22 protein-coding genes and 1 pseudogene are annotated in these 20,482 nt (G+C 37.3%); 13 read left to right on the top strand and 10 right to left on the bottom strand.

What is annotated here, in order from left to right; genetic code table 11:
* Positions 1–119 precede the first annotated feature (119 nt).
* Positions 120–1,286 (top strand): aminotransferase-like domain-containing protein, encoded by a 1,167-nt coding sequence (locus ACIPKN_RS13310; RefSeq protein WP_400936671.1) that lies wholly within the window; start codon positions 120–122, stop codon positions 1,284–1,286.
* Between the two features lie 430 nt (positions 1,287–1,716).
* On the opposite strand, the gene ACIPKN_RS13305 is transcribed toward ACIPKN_RS13310, so the two are convergent.
* The 5 genes from ACIPKN_RS13305 to bioD form a co-directional block, all read right to left on the bottom strand.
* Positions 1,717–1,839: a hypothetical protein gene (locus tag ACIPKN_RS13305; protein ID WP_323656811.1), complete on the bottom strand. Its 123-nt coding sequence runs from the start codon at positions 1,837–1,839 to the stop codon at positions 1,717–1,719.
* 506 nt (positions 1,840–2,345) lie between these two features.
* On the bottom strand, positions 2,346–3,338 hold the full coding sequence (gene bioB / locus ACIPKN_RS13300) for a biotin synthase BioB (protein ID WP_400936669.1): 993 nt from the start codon (positions 3,336–3,338) through the stop codon (positions 2,346–2,348).
* A gap of 133 nt (positions 3,339–3,471) precedes the next feature.
* Positions 3,472–4,062 (bottom strand): biotin transporter BioY, encoded by a 591-nt coding sequence (locus ACIPKN_RS13295; protein WP_400936667.1) that lies wholly within the window; start codon positions 4,060–4,062, stop codon positions 3,472–3,474.
* Entirely contained in the window at positions 4,029–5,432 is a 1,404-nt protein-coding gene (bioA, locus tag ACIPKN_RS13290) for an adenosylmethionine--8-amino-7-oxononanoate transaminase (protein WP_400936665.1), read from the bottom strand. Before bioA ends, ACIPKN_RS13295 begins: the two co-directional genes overlap by 34 nt.
* On the bottom strand, positions 5,413–6,117 hold the full coding sequence (bioD, locus tag ACIPKN_RS13285; protein ID WP_400936663.1) for a dethiobiotin synthase: 705 nt from the start codon (positions 6,115–6,117) through the stop codon (positions 5,413–5,415). The genes bioA and bioD overlap by 20 nt, the downstream gene beginning before the upstream one ends.
* A gap of 310 nt (positions 6,118–6,427) precedes the next feature.
* Here bioD and ACIPKN_RS13280 point away from each other — a divergent pair, with 310 nt between their 5' ends.
* The 3 genes from ACIPKN_RS13280 to ACIPKN_RS13270 all read left to right on the top strand — a co-directional run bounded on the left by ACIPKN_RS13280 (position 6,428) and on the right by ACIPKN_RS13270 (position 7,819).
* Positions 6,428–6,709, top strand: coding sequence for a hypothetical protein (locus ACIPKN_RS13280; RefSeq protein WP_400936661.1), 282 nt, complete (start codon positions 6,428–6,430; stop codon positions 6,707–6,709).
* A gap of 105 nt (positions 6,710–6,814) precedes the next feature.
* Complete coding sequence (locus ACIPKN_RS13275) at positions 6,815–7,147, top strand: CPBP family glutamic-type intramembrane protease (RefSeq protein WP_400936659.1); 333 nt, start codon at positions 6,815–6,817, stop codon at positions 7,145–7,147.
* Positions 7,148–7,354: 207 nt separating this feature from the next.
* The gene (locus ACIPKN_RS13270; RefSeq protein ID WP_400936657.1) at positions 7,355–7,819 is read left to right on the top strand and encodes a hypothetical protein; all 465 of its coding nucleotides are present in this window, start codon (positions 7,355–7,357) and stop codon (positions 7,817–7,819) included.
* A 246-nt stretch (positions 7,820–8,065) separates the two neighbouring features.
* Here ACIPKN_RS13270 and ACIPKN_RS13265 read toward each other — a convergent pair whose 3' ends face one another.
* Positions 8,066–9,103: a beta-carotene 15,15'-monooxygenase gene (locus ACIPKN_RS13265; protein ID WP_400936655.1), complete on the bottom strand. Its 1,038-nt coding sequence runs from the start codon at positions 9,101–9,103 to the stop codon at positions 8,066–8,068.
* A gap of 263 nt (positions 9,104–9,366) precedes the next feature.
* Between ACIPKN_RS13265 and ACIPKN_RS13260 the strand changes: the two genes are divergently transcribed.
* Positions 9,367–9,984, top strand: a complete 618-nt coding sequence (locus tag ACIPKN_RS13260; RefSeq protein WP_400936653.1) for a relaxase/mobilization nuclease domain-containing protein — start codon at positions 9,367–9,369, stop codon at positions 9,982–9,984.
* Positions 9,985–10,337: 353 nt separating this feature from the next.
* Here the strand turns inward: ACIPKN_RS13260 and tnpA are convergent.
* Positions 10,338–10,814, bottom strand: a pseudogene (tnpA, locus tag ACIPKN_RS13255) (IS200/IS605 family transposase).
* A gap of 637 nt (positions 10,815–11,451) precedes the next feature.
* Here tnpA and ACIPKN_RS13250 point away from each other — a divergent pair.
* From ACIPKN_RS13250 to ACIPKN_RS13230, 5 genes are all read left to right on the top strand, one after another.
* Positions 11,452–12,045 carry an RNA polymerase sigma factor gene (locus ACIPKN_RS13250; protein WP_400936651.1) on the top strand — a complete coding sequence of 198 codons (594 nt, stop codon included), beginning with the start codon at positions 11,452–11,454 and terminating at the stop codon, positions 12,043–12,045.
* A complete protein-coding gene (locus tag ACIPKN_RS13245; RefSeq protein ID WP_400936649.1) occupies positions 12,038–12,352 on the top strand; it encodes a hypothetical protein in 315 nt (104 codons plus the stop codon). The genes ACIPKN_RS13250 and ACIPKN_RS13245 overlap by 8 nt, the downstream gene beginning before the upstream one ends.
* On the top strand, positions 12,339–12,734 hold the full coding sequence (locus ACIPKN_RS13240) for a DUF4367 domain-containing protein (RefSeq protein ID WP_400936647.1): 396 nt from the start codon (positions 12,339–12,341) through the stop codon (positions 12,732–12,734). Before ACIPKN_RS13245 ends, ACIPKN_RS13240 begins: the two co-directional genes overlap by 14 nt.
* 210 nt (positions 12,735–12,944) lie before the next feature.
* Positions 12,945–13,316, top strand: coding sequence for an amidase domain-containing protein (locus ACIPKN_RS13235; RefSeq protein ID WP_400936645.1), 372 nt, complete (start codon positions 12,945–12,947; stop codon positions 13,314–13,316).
* A 79-nt stretch (positions 13,317–13,395) separates the two neighbouring features.
* Positions 13,396–14,238: a hypothetical protein gene (locus ACIPKN_RS13230; RefSeq protein WP_400936643.1), complete on the top strand. Its 843-nt coding sequence runs from the start codon at positions 13,396–13,398 to the stop codon at positions 14,236–14,238.
* An 875-nt stretch (positions 14,239–15,113) separates the two neighbouring features.
* Here the strand turns inward: ACIPKN_RS13230 and ACIPKN_RS13225 are convergent.
* The gene (locus tag ACIPKN_RS13225) at positions 15,114–16,001 is read right to left on the bottom strand and encodes an AraC family transcriptional regulator (protein WP_400936641.1); all 888 of its coding nucleotides are present in this window, start codon (positions 15,999–16,001) and stop codon (positions 15,114–15,116) included.
* Between the two features lie 110 nt (positions 16,002–16,111).
* Between ACIPKN_RS13225 and ACIPKN_RS13220 the strand changes: the two genes are divergently transcribed.
* The gene (locus tag ACIPKN_RS13220) at positions 16,112–17,053 is read left to right on the top strand and encodes a DMT family transporter (RefSeq protein WP_400936639.1); all 942 of its coding nucleotides are present in this window, start codon (positions 16,112–16,114) and stop codon (positions 17,051–17,053) included.
* A 137-nt stretch (positions 17,054–17,190) separates the two neighbouring features.
* Positions 17,191–18,237: a Cj0069 family protein gene (locus ACIPKN_RS13215; protein WP_400936637.1), complete on the top strand. Its 1,047-nt coding sequence runs from the start codon at positions 17,191–17,193 to the stop codon at positions 18,235–18,237.
* A 71-nt stretch (positions 18,238–18,308) separates the two neighbouring features.
* On the opposite strand, the gene ACIPKN_RS13210 is transcribed toward ACIPKN_RS13215, so the two are convergent.
* Together ACIPKN_RS13210 and ACIPKN_RS13205 are read right to left on the bottom strand one after the other, a co-directional pair.
* Positions 18,309–18,941, bottom strand: a complete 633-nt coding sequence (locus tag ACIPKN_RS13210) for a LysE family transporter (protein WP_400936635.1) — start codon at positions 18,939–18,941, stop codon at positions 18,309–18,311.
* A 219-nt stretch (positions 18,942–19,160) separates the two neighbouring features.
* Entirely contained in the window at positions 19,161–19,901 is a 741-nt protein-coding gene (locus ACIPKN_RS13205) for a tetratricopeptide repeat protein (protein ID WP_400936633.1), read from the bottom strand.
* 372 nt (positions 19,902–20,273) lie between these two features.
* Between ACIPKN_RS13205 and ACIPKN_RS13200 the strand changes: the two genes are divergently transcribed.
* Positions 20,274–20,480: a hypothetical protein gene (locus ACIPKN_RS13200; RefSeq protein WP_400936631.1), complete on the top strand. Its 207-nt coding sequence runs from the start codon at positions 20,274–20,276 to the stop codon at positions 20,478–20,480.
* Positions 20,481–20,482: the final 2 nt, after the last annotated feature.

Here is a 20,482-nt window from a genome sequence, read left to right as displayed (position 1 = left end):
TCCTTCTCTCTCAATTTTTGCATACAATATTTAATTGTCTTGCATACAATGATAATATTGTATGCATATGATGGCAATGATATAATTTTTAAAAAATCAGAAAAAAGGAATGAAAAATTATGAAATTTTCAGAAAAGATTTTAAATACCCCGTCCTCATTCATCCGAAATATTTTGAAAGTAACTGAATCTGAGGATGTCATTTCTTTTGCAGGGGGGCTTCCAAACCCAATCTCTTTCCCAATTGAAGCATTAAAGGCATCTGCGAACCATGCCATTACGGAAAATGGTAGTCGTCTATTCCAATATTCTTCTACACAAGGGTATGCGCCTTTACGTGAGTACATTGCTGCAAAATATCAACGTGTGCACGGACTAGATATCCATGCTGACGATGTATTTATTACAACTGGATCACAGCAAGCTCTTGAATTAATTGGGAAAGTACTTATTAACAAAGGTGATGGTATCGTCATCGAGGAGCCCGGTTATTTAGGTGCCATTCAAGCCTTCACATTAAGTGAGCCAACTTTCTATGGTGTAACACTCGAAAATGATGGATTAAACTTAGAAGAGTTAGAGAATGCACTACAACAACCAAATGTAAAATTCGTGTATACAGTTCCAAATTTCCAAAACCCAACAGGCCTTACGTATTCTAAAGAAAAACGTCAGCAAATTTGCGAAATCATGGCAAAATATAAGGATGTAGCGTTAATTGAGGATGATCCGTATGGAGAATTACGCTTCCAAGGTGAGCCACTACCGTACATTGGTGCTGGTAAATTAGAAAATAGTATTTTGCTAGGTTCTTTCTCTAAAACGGTCACACCAGGAATGCGTCTTGGCTTTATCATTACAAAAAATAAAGAATTACTGCAGCATATCGAAACAGCGAAGCAAGCAACTGACCTGCACACAAATATTTTCGCTCAATATGTCATTTATGATTATCTAGCAAACAATGACTATATGGAACACGTTCAAAAAATTATAGCGTTATATAAAAATCAAGCAGATGCTATGCTAAATGCAATGGAAGAGTTTTTCCCAGCACATGTGGACTACACACGACCAGACGGTGGAATGTTCATTTGGGCTACAATGAACAATGGAACTTCGTCAGTAGATGTCTTCCATAAAGCGATGGAACAAAAAGTAGCCTTCGTACCTGGCGATCCATTCTATACATCAAAAACTGATGTTAATACAATGCGCCTAAATTATACGAATGCAACACCTGAAGTCATCCGAGAAGGTATTAAACGCTTAGGTAGCATTTTATAAAGTCGTTTAAAAGTTATTGATAAGAGATGGTGTGAAATTTTCACACCATCTTTTCTTATTTCTCATCATATTAACTTCTTTCCCAACAGATAAATGACAACTTGACTCGAAATATTTCATCAAAGCAATAACCATTTTTTCACGCAGGCGAGGAAATTTAAATAATGCACATGTATGTTCAAAGCCATCTTTAGTCTTTGACAGAAAATTATTCACAGAACGTAAAACATGACGATGATTATATTATTGAAACTACATTATTATGAACATCATCATAATCGGCTGGCTCTAATTGGTTTTGATGGCTCTTTTATTAGTGAATAGTGCGATTTCGATTCTCGTTCATTAAAAGGTTAATCTATATAACGTAAAAAGCAACCCGCTTCGTGCGCTATAGCGTCGAAAAGGGTTGCTTTATTTTCATCTAAAATTATTTTGTATACGTTAAAACTGCATTTTTCTTAAATTTCGCTAAAGCTTTTGTCGCCTCATCTTTGTTTGTATACTCAAAAATTCGAACGTCCTTTTTATCAAAAACTGTAATAACCCACATGCTAAATTCTCCCTTCTAATTCGTTTTTGTAATATAACAACCACTAAAAACCGTGATACTTTTTCAAACTGTTTTATAACATTCTCTTACTTGATTCTTATTTTACGCCGTTTTTTTCAAAAATAAAGTATTATGTGAAGCCCTTCACAAACTGTTCAATTTCAAAACGCTTTCATTGAACAATTTGTGAAAACCAGATTTTTTAAGGCATAAAAACAGTTCTTTTCGTTTTAGCCTAACTTTATCTCTTATATGCCAATCGTGGGTTTTCGACGGATCTGAGCACTTTTCTTACTACATAAGCGTTTCCATGATGAACCCGGGCATTTTTCTCGCCTACATGAGCGTTCCCACGACGAACCTGAGCACATTACCCTACCTGAGCATTTCTCGTTGTTATCCGTCCAACAGAAAAAGCCGTATGTACGCCTTTTCCACGACGCACATACGACTTTCCAATTCGATGATAATTAAGTAGTAGTAGATTTTATTCCATAAGTTTTTATTTAGCAAATTGCTGCTTGCTTTTCCGTTAATTCAATTTCAAAGCCTAAATCCTCAAGCATACGATAATCACTGTTTGCTTCTTGTCCTTCAGTTGTTAAATAATCCCCAACAAAGATACTGTTTGCTGCATATAAGCCTAGTGGCTGAAGTGACCCAAGATTGACTTCACGACCACCAGAAATACGAATTTCCTTTGTTGGATTCATATAACGGAACAACGCTAATACCTTTAAACAATAGCGTGGATTTAATTCCTTGATCCCTTCTAGTTTCGTGCCATCAATCGCATTTAAGAAGTTAACCGGGATGGAATCCGCGTCTAACTGATGAAGTGCACGCGCAATATTCACGACATCCTCCTTTGTTTCCTTCATACCGATAATGGCACCTGAGCAAGGTGATATTCCATGCTTTTTCGCAATTTCAACCGTATTAACACGATCTTCATACGTATGAGACGAAGTAATATAGGAATGATGTCGTTCAGATGTATTTAAGTTATGATTGTAACGATCCACCCCTGCCTCTTTTAATTGCTGTGCCTGTTCTTCTTTTAATAAGCCAAGACAGGCACATACTTTTAAACCATACTTCTCTTTAATTTCTGTAACAGCTTCACTTACAACATTGACATCCTTTCGAGTTGGCCCACGACCACTTGCCACGATGCAATAAGTGCCAATTTTATTGTCAAATGCTCGTTTTGCCCCTGCTAAAATTTCCTCTTTCGTAATGAATGGATATTTTTCAATCGGTGCAGTTGATTTAGATGACTGTGAACAATAGCCACAATCCTCTGGACAATAACCGCTCTTAGCATTCATAATCATATTTAATTTTACTTTTTTCCCATAATAATGCTTACGAATAGTAAAGGCACCGTCCATTACCTTTAAAAGTTCATCATCATTACTATTTAAAATGGCAAGAGCCTCCTCATTGCTAATGATTTTCCCTGCAATAACTTCCTCTGCTAACTGTAACCAATTCATTTAACATTCTCCCTCTCTACTTGTATAATTTATCAATTATGCCTCGGTATAATTGCGTGAAATCCTCCTGAGGCTATATCAGCTGATGTTTGATATCTGCTGAAAATAACTTAAATCTGCATTCCTCTCACATCTATAGAGGTGGGAGATTACTGCTGAAAGAAGTAATTGATCTTGCTGAATTAAATACTTTGTAAAGTCGCTCGGCCAAAAATGCAGAAGCGATCGCTAAGCAAAAATCTGCACCAATACTGTTTAAAAAGCCAACTACGAAAATATGTGACCAGCTCGTTTTCATATGTAACCAAAAATTCAATGACACATATAAATATGGAACTGCTACCGCATAAATAATAAAAAGCCCGATAATATTTGCACCGATAAAATGTTTTTTTGTTGGCGTATCCACTCTTTCAATCATGAAACCAATTACTAAAGCGGCTAGTGCAAAACCGATAAGGAAGCCAAATGTTGGTTGCAATACATAAGTGATGCCTCCACCTTGCGTAAAAACTGGCAGACCAACTAAACCAACCCCTATATAGACAAGCTGACTTTGCAATCCATTGCGACTGCCGAGCAAACTGCCTGCTAAAAATACAAAAACTATTTGTAATGTAAAAGGCACTACTGGTAGCGGTATTTTAATAAATGCACCGATTGCGGTTAAAGCGGCAAACATCGCAATCATCACAAGTGACAGTGTTGATTGTCGTTTGAACAACTTACTCCCTCCCGCTCCTTAAAAAATTGCATGATCGTCTCTTTTGTTGTATCAATCATAAAACTCATTTCATCATCAGATATAATGTATGGAGGCATGAAATATAATATATTTCCGAGAGGACGAATGAGTAAGCCCTTTGCTAAGGCACATTTATAGATTTGATAACCGATTCGTTCCTCACTATGTAGCGGCTCCTTTGTTTCACGATTGGCGACTAATTCTATTGCACCAACTAGTCCTACTTGTCGATATTCCCCAACAAACGGCAACTCCCCAAATGCATTCATAGCTAACTCTCGCATACGTTCACCCTTGTTTTGTATCATATCGATCACATGTTCCTCTTCAAACATTGTCAAAACTTCTAAGGCTACACGACAAGCAAGTGTATTACCGGAATAGCTATGAGAGTGTAAAAACGCTTTCATTGTACCGTAATCATCATAAAAAGCGTTGAATACATTATCAGTCGTTAAAACTGCAGATAGTGGCAAATAACCACCCGTTAAACCTTTTGATAAGCACATAAAATCTGGAGCAATATCCGCTTGCTCGCAGGCAAATAATGTACCTGTTCGTCCAAACCCAACTGCAATTTCATCTGCAATAAAATGCACATCGTATTTTGTACAAAGCTCTCGTAATCGCTTCAAATATAGTGGGGGATACATTTTCATGCCTGCAGCTGCTTGAATGAGTGGCTCAATAATAATAGCTGTAATATCTTCATGGTGCTGACTAAGCTCCTCTTCAACAAACTGTATACATTGGGCTTGACAGCTTCCTGGATTCTCTTGAAAAGGACATCGGAAGCAATTCGGTCCTTGTGCACGTACTGTATCCAATAAAAGCGGCTGATACACTTCGTTATACAGCCCTACTCCACCAACAGATAAGGCACCAAGTGTTTCACCGTGATAAGCATCTGTTAACGCCAAAAAACGCTTTTTCGTCGTTTTTCCCGTCTGCATATGAAATTGAAAACTCATTTTTAATGCGACTTCTATTGCAGAAGAGCCGTTATCTGCAAAAAATACTTTATTTAAACCATCTGGCGTTAAAGCGACTAATTTTTCTGCCACCTTAATGGCAGGTTCATGTGAAAAATTCGCAAAAATTGTATGCTCTAATGTAAACGCTTGATCGCTTAATGCTTGACTTATACGCGGATTCGCATGTCCAAATAAATTGACCCACCAGGAAGATACGGCGTCTAAATAGCGATTATTATTTTCATCGTAAAGCCATACCCCTTGTCCTTTTTGAATAACAATTGGCGGGAATTGCTCATAGTCCTTCATTTGTGAGCACGGATGCCAAACATGCTGTAAATCTCTCATCTGTAATTCAGTTAATGCTTGTTTCATATTTGACCAACCTTTCAAACAAAGAAGTGTGTGAAATAGAGTAGTCAACAATCAGTGAAATATCCCCAAGCTTTGGGATCGTCGCATATGGCAATTCATGATGTTGTAGAATTGTATTCACATTATCTTGTTCCATCTGACTACCTGTGTCTCCATTAAATACAATGCCAAGAACTTCAACATTACGAGCATGTAACGCCTCGAGTGTAAGCAATGTATGGTTAATCGTTCCTAGTGTTGTTCGCGTGACAAGTACGACTGGAAGCTTACTTTGAACGATAACATCAAGAAGCGTATTTTCTCCATATGTATCTAATGGGACATAAAGTCCACCTGCTCCTTCACAAATCACGACATCGTATGTTTGCTGTAACAACTGCATTTGCTGTAATAAATGCTCCACATTTATTTGCTGATCCTCCAGTTGTGCAGCAAAATGTGGTGATGCAGCTTCCTTAAACGAATAGCCATTTAAATTTTCTTGCTTTAGTTTTTGTAATGAATACTTTTCATACATTGCTGTATCGTAGTAATAGCAATGCCCATTCTCATTAATTTCGCCAGTTTGCACGGGCTTATAAGGTGTGACTTGTAAATCATGCTTTTGTAATTGACGCATCAGTAATGTAGTGATAACCGTTTTACCGACATCTGTGTCCGTTCCAACAACCCAAAAATGTTGCATCGTTAACTCTCCCCCTCTTTTAAGTTAACCGTTTACATTTTTAAAGTTAACACATTTATTTTTATTTTGTAAATGCTATTTCCATATTTCTTCAAAAACAGCCCTTTTCTATGCAAAAGATAGAGAATTTTGTGATAACTCATCCGTTTTTTCATCATAAAAAACACTAGATTCTTACCGTGTGGCAAAATCTAGTGCTGGTAAATGTATATTAGATGTAACTATGACAAAAAAATACATATAGAAAAATATAACAATTTATGTTTATATGTTATTTGTAAATATATCCTCTTTAAGAAGGAGACTTCACATGTCCTATCTTTTGCAGTTACTCATTTTCGGCATAACAGGTTCGTTAGTATACTATGGTGTTTATTACGGAACACCACTATTAATTAAAAAGGGTGTACCATTAATTTATGCTTTTTGGTTCTTTCTATGGTTTCCTGTAATAAGTTTATTTCCAGTATCATTACTACTGTATCATTTAGAGGGAAATACTACTTGGACATGGCAAAATATTTTGAATCATCACCAAAACGTGCGGTTGATTTCCGTTCCGACTGGGCGCTTTCCTGGGGGCATCCGATGAGCCGCTTCGCTGCAGGGTCTCGGGCCAACACGAGGTTGGTCACGAAGGAGTCGCCCAGTCTCCACTCCAATCAACTATTTACATAGTAGACGTTTTAACAAAAAAATGATAACCATATTTATTCCGTTACACCTTTTTGCTATGCTTAGTGAAGAAATAATGTGGAGAGGTTTTTTCCTTCCTATTCAACAAGAGATTTTCGGAAACTGGGCTTGGGTAGTAAATGGATTACTTTGGGCATGGGTTATTCATGCTTGTCTGAAGTTGCATTTTATCAATATGCTTCCTAGCATGCTTATTGCTCCATGGATCGCCCAGTTTACTAATTCAACATGGGCCTCTTTTGTAACCCATTCTGTTGGAAATAGTTTTCTATGGATTTTGTTAGTAGTGGGAATAATAAAAAAAAGTAAACCTCAAAATATAAACTTAATTTAATTTTATAATTCAACTTTTAAAGTCTTGTTACATAAGTAAATGTAGCAAGATTTATTTTTTTATAAACACTCTTTTAAGCTTGTATTTTAGCTGGTTTTCTATTAATATCCAGGGATTTTTATTGTTTCATTACTTCCCTGAATATTACAGGAAATTTAAAGGGTTTTACTCTTCATTCGTAGTATTAAACTAAACGGGGGTGGCTGTATGTTTGGTATGTTTAAAGAATCAGAAAAGACTATAGACTCTTATGAGCATGTTAGTTTTATTTTAAAATCCTTGCTCACATACGAGCTAAAAGACTTACCTATTCGCTATGAGTTTTGGTATCGTGTGGCTATTCGTCAGGAAGAATTGCGAACGTTAAATACCGAGCATCGGGCAAAGATCTCTATGACTACCGCAGCAGGACGATTTCATCAAACACAATACGAAGGAACGAAACAAAAATTAGCAAAGCTTAAACGTCTCGGAGATATGTATAAATCGTTTTGTATTGAGGAAGAACGAGATGCATTAAATCATCGACTCCATTTTCATAAAGAAGCGATTTCTGAACTATATGAGCATGTCCTAAATAAAGAGCTATATGTGTATTGCGATTCTGTACAGCAACAATTTTGGGATGCGGTGTGTGAAGACATATTAAATGCAATAGCCCACCTAGATTAAGTAGGTGGGTTATTGCAAAAACTTCTATTTCTATTTCTCTTTAGCCACCGGAATATCCCCTATCAGTAAACGCTAAACGATATTCTATTTTAGCATTTCTCGACAAGCATTCTACCTATATTTTAGATCGACCATTTATGGGGTTAGATACACAGGCAATGCGCAAGCTGGCTCTTAATGATTTTAGAAGAATTAAAAGCGCAAGGTGCTCAGGTGCCAGCTTTGTTTGCTAGCACCCGTTGTTTATTATTTATTATTTTCAATTCCTTGGATAAGCATTTTTCTAAATTCCTGTGCTTGGTCAGCTTTAATGGCTACATTGTTATAACGTTTTTTCAGGCCAAACATGAAAGTCACTTCCACAGGCTCCTTCATTTTTAAAATAAACTGTGGATATGCCTCTGCAAAATCACGTGCTATAAAATCAATTGTATCTTTGGATAATTTTCTTTCCAATTGTTCCTTATCCTCAATAAGTTCTTCAATCTGCTCAAAGCGAATTTCTGCTCGTTTCATCAATCCTAAAGACAAATACAATTTTTCAGATGTTACATGGACAGGGTTTAAACGAATGGCCTGCATATCCGCTATAAAAAATAGAACAGTGTATACATTTAAAATAAGTAATAAAATCGAAAGAACTAGTGATTTTTCATGTAGCCACCAATGAATCCCTATTGTTTCAATGACTGTCCCATGGATTAGCATAATGATAAATGCAATATAGCTCGAGTTTTTATGCAAGGTTAAACCAGGTCGCTCTTTTCTTTTCCAACTTGCAAAAGCGTAGTAAAATACTACAAAATCTGCGCAAAACATCTGGATAATAGGATGCTTCGGTGCATGTTTTTCAACTGCTTTTGGAAATGAAAACAAATCGGGTATAGTAGTTGATCGTACATCCGCTAGAATTCTTGGCATATAACGAACAAGCGTTGCAACTAGTAAAATTTCTAATAATATAAGTGTACCTTCAATCGCAAACCCAGTCCAAGTCACTGCTACAAATGGCTGCAGATGTTCTATCGGAATAATAAATCGGGCCGCAATACAACCAGCTGCTGCTAAAATAACCGCTTGTTTTATAGAAAACTTTCCTTTATACAGCAGAAATAAAACAGGGATAACAAGAACAAAATCAATTAATGAGCCAATAACAACTCCATTTGTTTCAGTTGGTAAAATCGATAAACCAAGTTCAGTGTTATAAAGCGTGTAATTGCTGGCAAGTACGAGTAACAAAAATGCTAGCCATATATTTTGCTTTTTCTTTAATGCAACCATGTTAAATCTCTCCCTTATTATTTATTTCATGGATAATTCCTTCCTTTTACAATGTACAACATAAAATAAAAACCGAAAATAGAGAGCTAACCTACAACTAAGCGCCGCCTTAGTGGGACTATGGGCGGCGTTTTTGCGTGGATAGCGGAACTTCGGGACAAGTTGGCCCGAAGTCGAAAGGAGGGATTGCAAATATCCCGTAGGGTCTGATTGAAAAATCAGGCCCTTTTTTCATGCCATAAAACGAACAGGAGGTAAAGCGCATGGCAAAAAATCAGCCAAACAAGCCGGACGAAGAAAAAACTGCCCCGGCACAGGAAGCCACAGCAGAAGCAAAAACCACTCCCGTGCCCATGTCGGAGATTGGCGGCGAAGCTCCGGCCCCAGAAAAGACCGCCGAGGAAACAGCGACACTTTCCCATGAGGACGGAGCCGCCCCGCATGAATCCGATAAGGACGGGCCGGAAGCACCTAAACCCATGGACATTCCCGCAACCACTCGCCTTATGACCTGTCATACAGGAAGCGGCATGACCATTACGGTAACCTTGAAGGACGGTTTTGACTACGGGAAAAATCCCAATAAGACCCGCAATGGTGATTTGACTCTTGCCTATGAATGTGACCCGGCCACGGCTGACGTGGAATTTTTACTCTCAAAAGCAAAGTACAAGGCCATCACGGGCCGAGAACAAAAACGGGATAATGATGTGCTGTATTACCAAATCCGGCAGGCGTTCCGGCCCGGCGAAACAGACCCGGAAACCGCCCTCAAAATAAGCTATGACCTTGCCATGCGCTGGACGAAAGGCCGACACGCCTTTTTTGTGGTTTCCCATGCAGACCGCCCCCACCCCCATTGCCATATTTACTACAACTAAACCTCGCTGGACTTTACACGGAAATTCCGGAATTTTATCGGTTCAGCCTGTGCAGTGCGGCGGCTCTCTGACCGCATTTGCCTTGAAAACGGGCTATCTATTATTACCAATCCGAAGCTCCACAGCAAGGGAAAATTCAAGCATTACGGGGAATAGTTTGGCGGGAATAAACTGCCGACATTTCAAGAGAAATTAAAAGCGCAGATTGATGTTTGCCTTGCAATCAGAACCCACCAGTCTAACTGGTGGTTTGCTCTACGCGTGAAACGCTAGGGTACTGACCCATGTCTAAAGACACACTGAAAGGTCCGCCAACCGCACTCCGTTTTCACGTTACCACTAAAGTGGTTTTATTATCTTCGCTTTTTTGCTTTTATTTCTTCTCCTGTAAATGGATCAATGAATTCTTTCATGGTCATTTGATCCTCAAGAATATCCTCTTGTAATTGATTTTATATATATTCCTGAATGATTTTTCTGTTTCTTCCTACTGTATCTACATAATATCCGCGACACCAAAACTTCCTGTTTCCATATTTGTATTTCAGGTTCGCATGTCGATCAAATATCATTAAACTACTTTTCCCTTTCAAATAACCCACAAACGATGAAACACTTAATTTTGGTGGAATACTTACCAACATATGAATATGATCAGGACATGCTGTTGCTTCAATAATTTCTACTCCTTTTCTTTCACATAACTGGCAAAGAATTCTACCTACATCTACTTTGATTTGCCCATAAATAATTTGCCTTCTATATTTTGGCGCAAAGACGATGTGATACTTACAATTCCATGTTGTGTGTGCTAAACTTTTATTATCCATTTGGATCCCCTTTCGTACGAAGTCGGTTGACCAGACCTGAATTCATTGTACGACTGGGGTTTTTTTCTTGTCCATAGCTAGAAGCTCTTTAGAACCCCTCGCATAGCAAGGGGTTTTCAAAAGATACAAAAAATGTGCAAGTGTCAAGACACTTGCCCTGCTTGCCAGTTAGCGGAAACATGAAATAATCAGCTAAATTGATTCGGGAAAGTAGCCTTATCCTTGCCCAGAACGGTAACCCTGCCTCCCTTCTGTGCGCTCGTACTTCGTAGCGTTGGTCGGGGATTGGTCGTCTCCTCGATGCTATTGCGCACCGGCTCTTTCAACATCGGCGCGGCGATTTCGCGGGATTACGCAGGGAAAAATGCTTGACAAACGGTCGGTAACTGTATAAAAGATTACATCAAGTTTTTTTATTCTATTCTGTAGGCGTATGTAGAATTGGTTCAGTGGCAGAATACCAGCTTCCCAAGTTGGGAGTACGGGATTTGATTCCCGTATCCTGATCCAAACAAGAACGCCGAGTGGCCGCATCAAATGCACTATATCCAACTTGATGGGCGTTACATATCGTATTCCGCGCATGGAGCCGATTTTTTAGACCACATTTAAAGATATTTGAAAGGGAGTGGATAGGTTGTTAGCTTTTTATATTAGTATGCTTGAAACCGAGCAAGAGCGAGACAAAATGGCCGAGATATATGAAGAGCATAGACACTCTCTTCTTAAGTATGCTTTGAAAATAACAAGTCATAATCAAGAGATGGCTGAAGAGGCTGTACATAATGCTTTTATCTCCATAATAAATGAAAAAGAAAAATATTTTCATTTAGACAGTAGGGATTTTCGTTACTTAGCCGTTATTATTGTGAAGAATAAGTGTATTGATTTGCTGAGGAAAGAGAGGAGGTATGTGGATATTCCCATGGACGAGTTAGAAATTTTTCTTGAGTCAAAAGAGAAACCGATAGATGAGCAGGTTATTATTTCATCGGAATATGCCGCTATTCGAAGGCATATGTCAAGCATTGATGAAATCAGCAAACAGGTGCTCTTAATGAAATATGTTCTTGGCATGTCATATAAGGAAATCGGTGAAACGCAGAGTATGACGCCTAAACATGTTGACACAAGGATTTTTAGAGCCAAAGAAAAGGTAAGAAGACTTGTGGAAAACGAGAGTTCTAAAAACGACATTATTAAAGGGATGAGAACAAATAAAGATGAATAAGATCAATGACTCCGTATTTGAAGCGTTGTTTCGCCAAGCCATTATAGATGAGTTTAATGAAGAAATTGATTCAATCCCGCCAAAAGAGGAACTGATAAAAACTATATCATTCTCTCCTGAATTTGAGTTAAGGATGAAAAGATTATTCGCTCGCGAGAAGCGAAAGGGCTACTATAAAAAAGTCTTATTTTATAGTAAGCGAGTAGCTGCGGTTTTTGTCATAACAACTACTAAAATATTTGGTATGCGGCTCTTCAATCCTGAAGTCAGGGCGGCTGTTAAAAACACGGTTGTTGAGTGGTATTAAATTCACTTCGTTTATTTTTCAGAGTGAAGCTTCCGACACAAATAAAAAGAATGAATGGCGACCGGAGTATTTACCAACTGGATATCATGAAAATATTGTTGAAAAGCTCGGAAAATCAACGAATATTGAATATGTAGATCCTCAAGGTAATATAGTTTATCTTTCATACAGACCGGAAGAAAACGATACAAATACTTCTGTTGATAACGAAAACCATGAAATAGAAAGCAAAACCATTAATGGGCAGAAGACATATATCATAAAGGCAACCAGCGAAGAATTTGAAAATGGAGTTATATGGAGCATGGAGGGTTATACCTTAAGCCTCTGGAGCAAGTTATCTAAAGATGAACTTATAAAAATTGCGCAATCCGTGGATTAGTAATTATTAACAAAAGCAATATTATTTTTTTTATATTTTTCTTGTAGGGAAAATGTTCTTTCGTGCGTTTATATAGTGAGGGCGGTTAAGTGAAGCCCTACTAAATCTTGAAAGGATGTGCAAAATAAGGGCATTATCCGGTACTACAAAGATTGCTGCGACCTTCACGCTTGAGCGGAAAAGCGGGACAAAATGGATACATGAAAAGTCATGGAGTCAGAGTTCAAGCACCAATTCACTTTCGTTTTTTGGAACAGATACTGTAGCAGCGATTTCTCAGGTTGGAAGTCGTGGGCTGGAGTAAACGAATTGTATTCATTCTTAACAAGGAGTAATCCTGGTACCAGTAATATCGGACCATATGTAACAGAAAAGGCACTCACGTGGGCGAATGGATTTAGAGGCGATATCGTTCAAGCTCATAACGGTAGTATATGGAGACATTCTACTGTAATAACTGCTTACCAATACCCGGATTTATTAGTCACAGGTAGAACTAATCCAAATACCAATAATAACAATGTACCAGCAACTAAAATCTATAACACGCAAAGGCTGCTGCACTTAGAAGGAACTTACTAATACTTAGTAATAGCTGTCCTGCTAAAATACAAGGCAGCCCTTAAATCGGATGCTACACAGTGTTTGAGGAGGCAATAAAATGGGTTCTAACATTAACGTTAAGTCTCTAGTAATAAATTTGTTCAGTTTTAAAAAACCTACAATTTGGGTTATTTTAATTACAATAATTACTGTTATAACGAGTATCGCAGTTTTGGCTAGAATAGACGTTTCAAATGCAGAACCTTTAACAAAAAGTAGTTCTGTTGCAGACAATCTGGGATACAATAAAGAGATAAATTTTGATTATATTGATGATACTTATGTAATGAATAATGAAATTATCAAAAATACCACTTTAACGAGTTCATCTAATAATCAAACACCAATTACAAACGATGGTTATATGACTTTTGCGAAAGACATCGTTGAGAAGTATTACAAGAACAAAGACCTTGGAGAAAACAACGATTTTTCAAAGGAAGTATCGAATGATACGATAAAATTACTTAATGCAAAAATTGAACTTGGACAAATGCAAAACAAAACACTTGGATACACATACAGAGATTATCAAATTTCTGTAACGCCTTCCTTGACAGAAAAATGGGTGGAAAGCGAAACGGAAATCCTTATGTATCTCCGTGTCGAGAGAAGCTGGTTTTATAATAATGAATTATATGTTGAACAAAATACAAACAAAACAACCACCTCAGAAGTGCTTAAAATAACTATATCGAAAGCTGCGGGTAGTGATTTAAAAATGATCGAGTGCTATGACTTATATGAAAACATAACATTAGGGCCTATCGACGAACTATATCAAAAGGCCCAGGCTTCAAATTTAGATACTGATACGCTTATAGATGACTACAAAAAAGATTTCCAAGAGAGGTTAACCCGAATAAGAAATCAAATGGACATGGATATGTACAAGCGATAATACTTTTAATAAAAGCTATCAAGACACTGCCCCAAGCGATTGTCGCTTTTCTTGAAAGTATGGATTTCGAGGATGCCATCCACAATGCAATTTCCCTTGGCGGGCGAAAACAACAATTTCTCTCACCACCCTCCCACGAGTGATGATTACAAAAATGTAATGATAACTGGTTAGCAGAATAACATTAGTCCCTCTTTTATGCTGATAGTATAAAAAGAACATTTCAAGGAAAATATTGTATTAAAAAATAGCAGTTAAATATCATTAACTATCAAATACTTTACCCCAATTATACATTCCATCTAAAATAGGAAGAACGGTTAATCCTTTGGTGGACAGGGAATATGTTTCTTTATACCGATATCCAAATTTCAGGCAAATGTGAAGCAATCTCTAACAATAGAATTATCTTTTACCACACTATCGGCCGATAGTTTAAATTAATCTTACTGCTAAATCATTAATTTATTTGGCAGGCGATTAACTGCGCGCTTTTAAGGGCCTTCCAATGGCAGTAATGTGATTGGAGGGCCTTTTATGCGAAAAAGACCTGCTTATTTGCCGAGTGATGTAACTTGATGAAATGGCTATCCATTGAATAAATAGCTTCATTTATTTCCTCCACAAGCATATATATAAGTTCTTTATCCTTTGTCATCATTCAATCCATCTTTTAAGTAAAGTTAATAGTAAAGGTAACTTTATTATTAACTTTACTTTATTTTAAATGGTTATCATTGTCAATAATTCTAGATATAAACAGTATAGTCTATTCCGATAATTTTCAAGAATTTATCACATCTTCACTTCTCATTCGCGGTATTCGCTTCTCTCCCGCGGATATCCTCTTGCTTCGCTCGCACGTTTATACTCTGCTATCCTTTATCAAAAAATTGTTTACGATAAACATGTGGGGAGTATCCTGTATATTTCTTAAATTTATCAATATAGTAACTTACTGTACTAAAGCCTGTTGTTGTAGCAATTGTGGTGATAGATTCCTCACTATCACGTAATAGCTCCATACTTTTGCGAAGACGATAGTGTAGTAAATATGTGAATGGTGTCATGCCGACCATTTTTTTGAAAAAACGGCTACATTCTGCACGACTTAAAAACACATGTGCAGCTAAATTTTCCAAAGAAATTTTCTCCTGATAATGAGCATGTATATAATCAAGCATATCCTTCGCTCGTTCATGCTGGACAATAATTGCTGGGTCAAGTATTTCTTCTGTTAGCATTGATTGTGACAAAATAGTTTCCCAAATGGCTAATAACTCTCTCCATACCTTTAGCTCATAAAATACGGCTTGCTCTTGCAGTAATTTCGCCACAATTTCAACTTTTTGCGCCAATTGGTCTGATAGCTTTACATAGGGCAGTCTATTGCTCGTTATATACGGCAGTACATATTTAGTAGTAAAAATACTGCTCTTGTGTCCGCCTAATAGCAATGGGTCCACATTAATACAGAAAATTGTAGCCCGCTCTATTTGAAACGGCTTTGCTTCGTGTAAACCTGATGCATTGACAAATAGTCCCTCACCCTCCTCAAGTACAAAGACATCTGCTCCTACTCGGTATTCCACACAACCGCTTTTCACATAGACAAATTGAATTTCCTTATGCCAATGCAACGGTAAAAAATCCAGACTATCTAATCGCAAAACCGTCTCGTATAAGGCAACTGGAAATTCCTTCGTCCCATGTAACGTTAGTTCTTGTAAATCTTTAGCAATTTTGATATGTGTTAACACCATTACTTTGTTCACCTCAATATATTGATATTTTTAATTCAATAAATCGATATTTCTTGTGTTAAATATTCCTTATAATTTCTTTATATTGATAGTTTAGGAGATGTTTTAAGATGAATCAATCTGCACAGAAAAATCGTACTCTTGGTTTTATTCTTGTCATTCTAGGGGCAAGTTTTTGGGGTATTGGGGGTACCGTCGCACAAAAGCTATTTCAGCAGGAAAATATAGAGGTTGGCTGGCTTGTTTCTAGTCGTCTTCTTTTAGCTGGCCTTTTACTCATAACTGCCTATAAAATTACGCATCGTAAAGAGTCTATTTTTGTGATGTGGCGAACAAAGAGCAATGCTTTTAGGCAAATTTTATTTAGTTTACTTGGAATGCTGGCCGTTCAATATACGTATATGATGTCCATAGCTATAGGCAACTCTGCTGTAGCAACATTATTGCAATACTTAGCACCGCTTTTTATTATGGCCTATTATTTAATCACGAAGCACAGTCAATTGACAAGGCAGGATGGAATAGCTGTGACGGTAACACTTATTGGTACTTTTTTATTACTAACAAATGGCTCGTTGTCTACACTTTCTGTTCCAACGATGGCCGTATTTTGGGGGATATTATCTGGTCTATCGGCTGCTTTTTATACGCTATATGCCGTTTCGCTTTTACAGCAGTTTCATTCATTGTTAGTTGTAGGCTGGTCAATGCTTATTGGCGGGATTGTAATGAGTCTTTTCCATCAGCCATGGCAAATTGATCTGTCAAACTGGGCATTTTCGACAATCGCTTACTTTCTGTTTATCGTAATTTTCGGGACAATGTTGGCATTTTGGTTTTATATTGCAAGTTTGCATTATTTATCGCCAAAAGAAACTAGTTTACTTGGTAGTCTTGAACCTCTAACAGCCGTTATTACAAGTGTTTTCTGGCTTAAAATTGCCTTTGGGAGCTTTCAGTTTATTGGGACAATGCTGATTCTCTGCATGATCTTATATCTTACAGTTTTTCAGAAAAAGAATCGTCCGGAAGCCTTAACCAATTTAGGATAATTTCGAAATAATCAGTCATAAATCCCTATACAATTTTATAAACTATGAATTTCCACATAAAATTTACATATTATATATATCTTTTTTCCTTCGCTGTTTATTATACTGAAAATATCATCATTCAAGGGGGTATTTTTATGGATAAAAAGGTTATTTTTTTCGAGGTCCGTGGTGGCACAGATAAAGGCCCTGACGGCTACCGACAAGATACAATGCCAATGGTGAATGCACTAAAACAACGTGGACAGGATGCAGAAGTCATTTTCTTTGATGTATCAAAAAAAGAGGAAATTTTTAATTACGTCAAAGAGCATGGTATTGCCTATGTATCACGTATTAATCCAGGAAACTCACAGCATGAACAAGAGTACTTCGATATGTTGCGTGAACTTTGTCAGACAGGTGTTATCGGTATACCACACCCTGATGCAATGATTAGTTATGGTTCTAAAGATGCATTATCAAAACTGTCCTCAACGAATTTAGTGCCTGATGATACATTTGCATATTATACAATTGAAGCATTTAAAGCGCAGTTCCCTACCTCTCTTGCTATTACTGAACGCGTCCTAAAACAAAATCGTGGATCGACGGGAGAAGGTATATGGCGAGTAAAACTGGTTGAACTTCTTGCTGAGGGAATTACAGAAGTACCACTTGATGCGGAGATTAAATGTACAGAAGCACGGGATAATCATGTGGAATATTGGAAACTAAGCGATTTCATGACGTTCTGTGAGCAATATATTACTGGTCCAAATGGCATGCTAATTGATATGCGCTTCCTTCCTCATATTATTGAGGGCGAAATCCGCTTATTTATGTTACGAAATAAACCAATTAACGTAGTTCATAAAAAACCGGCAAATTCCGAGGACGCATTTAGTGCGACACTGTTCTCGGGTGCGCAATATCGCTATGATGCACCAGAGGATTGGGAAGAGCTTGTCCAAAACTTTTTAACTCAGCTACCACGCGTAACTAGTTTACTGGGCAATTATGCTTTACCACTTATATGGACTGCCGATTTCATGCTTGATACAAACGAAGCTGGCGAAGATTGCTATATTTTAGGGGAAATGAATTGTTCATGTGTAGGCTTCACTTCTGAGCTTTCTTTAGCACATCAAGTAGCAGAAGAAATTTTAGTTTGTATCCATGAAAATACCGAGATTTCAGCATAGTGAGACTATCATCTTTACTGACCAGCAATACAGGATCATTGAAAAAGTGCGATCGTATTGGATCGCACTTTTCATATATAACTCTTAATAGCTTGTATAAATTCATAAATAAAATACCCGGCAAAGCCTATTAATAAAACGCCCGCAACCATCGTGAGTGACTTAATGACCTTACGACTCATCGCTTTACGGGTAACTGAAACAATGGTCATCAAGCCAATATCATGCAACAATATACCACTCAGAACCCCTGCCGCAATCACTAAAAAGTTTGCTGTCTGTCCTTGCCCATATGATTTAGCTAGTACAACACCGAAAACATTTACCCAGAATACTAAATTTCCAGGTGAAATTGCAACTAGTAAACCATTACGATAAGAAGTAAAAAATGATTTTGTCACTTTCTCTCCTGCAAGCGTAATACCATGATCAGCATTTTTTATAGAGTCCAGCCCTAAAAGGAATAAAAAGCCCGCTCCTATAATCCACATAGGAATTTGAATGATAGGCATTGCTAAAATGGAAGCTAGTCCCATATACAATGCAAAAACTAATACAAAATCAATTGTCATACCACCAAGACCGACAGCCCAACCATGCATAAAGCCATTTTTTAGTCCTTGCTTTGTCATTTCTACTGTAATAGCCCCAACAGGCATGGCAATCGCAAGTCCTACCAATACATACGCTACATATAGACTCAACTAAACACTTCTTTCATGCAATAAGATAGGTTTCATACGTCCGTTTATAATTGTATAATAGCATAAAAATACACAAAAGGTCATTTTTTCTAATAAATATTCATTTTTGTATGCGGATGCTTTACTAATTTATTTGTATGATATTATTGCGGCACCTATTCTTATTTGTTATTCAAGTTTTTATATTCTTATCTGAGCTTTTTTCTACTAAAAACGTGATTACAGCATTTGCTTTTTCCATTGCGCTAGCACGTCATTAGATTTCGCAATGTCCACCTTTAATCCCACTTGCTTGGCAGAGCAACGCTTTTTAGCCTTTTCCCATGCTTCTTCTAGAGCAGGTAAATAGCTTAAATTTTTTGTAGTAGCGACTAGCTGTAAAAAAATATTTCCTTGAATGTAATACCAGCGAGGGTTCATGCCATCTAACTGAATAGCTTCTTCAATAAGACGAAGTGCCAAATACGGACTGCCTTCATTTCGACTCAAAAACTGTGCGAATGCTCCCCAGTAAAGAGCTTTATTTGGCTGTAGTTTTATCGCTTCTGCATATTGTACAAGTGCTTTATCATGCTCCTTAGCAAGAGCAAAATATTCAGCCATTGTATAGTAAGCATTCGCTTGTGCCTCGACCGATCCAGCTAATAATTCATCTACTACTTTACCGAATTGCTGTTCATCCTCACTTCCTATATATGCAGCGAGTACATCACGCTCTGGGTAGGAGCCATCTGTTCGTTCAACACTTTGCTTCACTTTTTCAGCAGAAGGAATAGGCATATTTGCATAACCGTTCGCTTCCAACAATGCGACGTGCTGTTGAATTGTTGGAAAAGATTCATGTTCTGTAAACGCACTATTAGCTAACAATGCTTTGGCTAATTGATAGCTCTCTTTCACATGACCATTTAAAAATAATTCATTTATCTGTTGTACTTGCTCACCAAACTGTTTAATCACTATTAAAATCCTCACCTTCACCAAAAGAAAAGTATTATAGGTATTTTACCATCTTTAAATCTAAAACAAACTAAATAGAAATAATTTTTCTACAATTCTTTTAATTTAATATTGAATCAGTAGACCACATTATAGTTCATCACATAACGAGGGTTGATTTCCGTTTCGACTGGGCGTTTTCTCGAGGGTGTCCGATACTCGCGTTACTCGGCACGGGGTTTCGCCGCTTGGTCATGACCTTCCACTGCTTGGACATGCTTTCCGCCGCTAAGTCAATCCCCAGATAAAAAACATTGGACAAAGTTCTGAATTGTGAGATAATTGAAGTGAATTTTCTTTTTTTGAGAACATGTATATTGGAGGGCTTGTGCTATGAATAGACGATTTCATTTTGTATCGCTTATTATTGGAAATTTGTTAACACTAGGAGCTATTTTCATTTACGCTATGCAAAGTCAAGTAGATGTGGCCCTCAGCACATATGCCCTTGTGATGGGGTTTTTAAGCACATTACTACTGATCTTTTTTTATTTATGGGGGGATGAAAAACAACAAATATCGAATCGTTTTTTTAAATAACT

The sequence above is a fragment of the Lysinibacillus sp. NPDC086135 genome (assembly GCF_044746345.1).
GTDB lineage: Bacteria > Bacillota > Bacilli > Bacillales_A > Planococcaceae > Lysinibacillus.
This window is presented reverse-complemented; position numbering and strand designations above follow the sequence as displayed.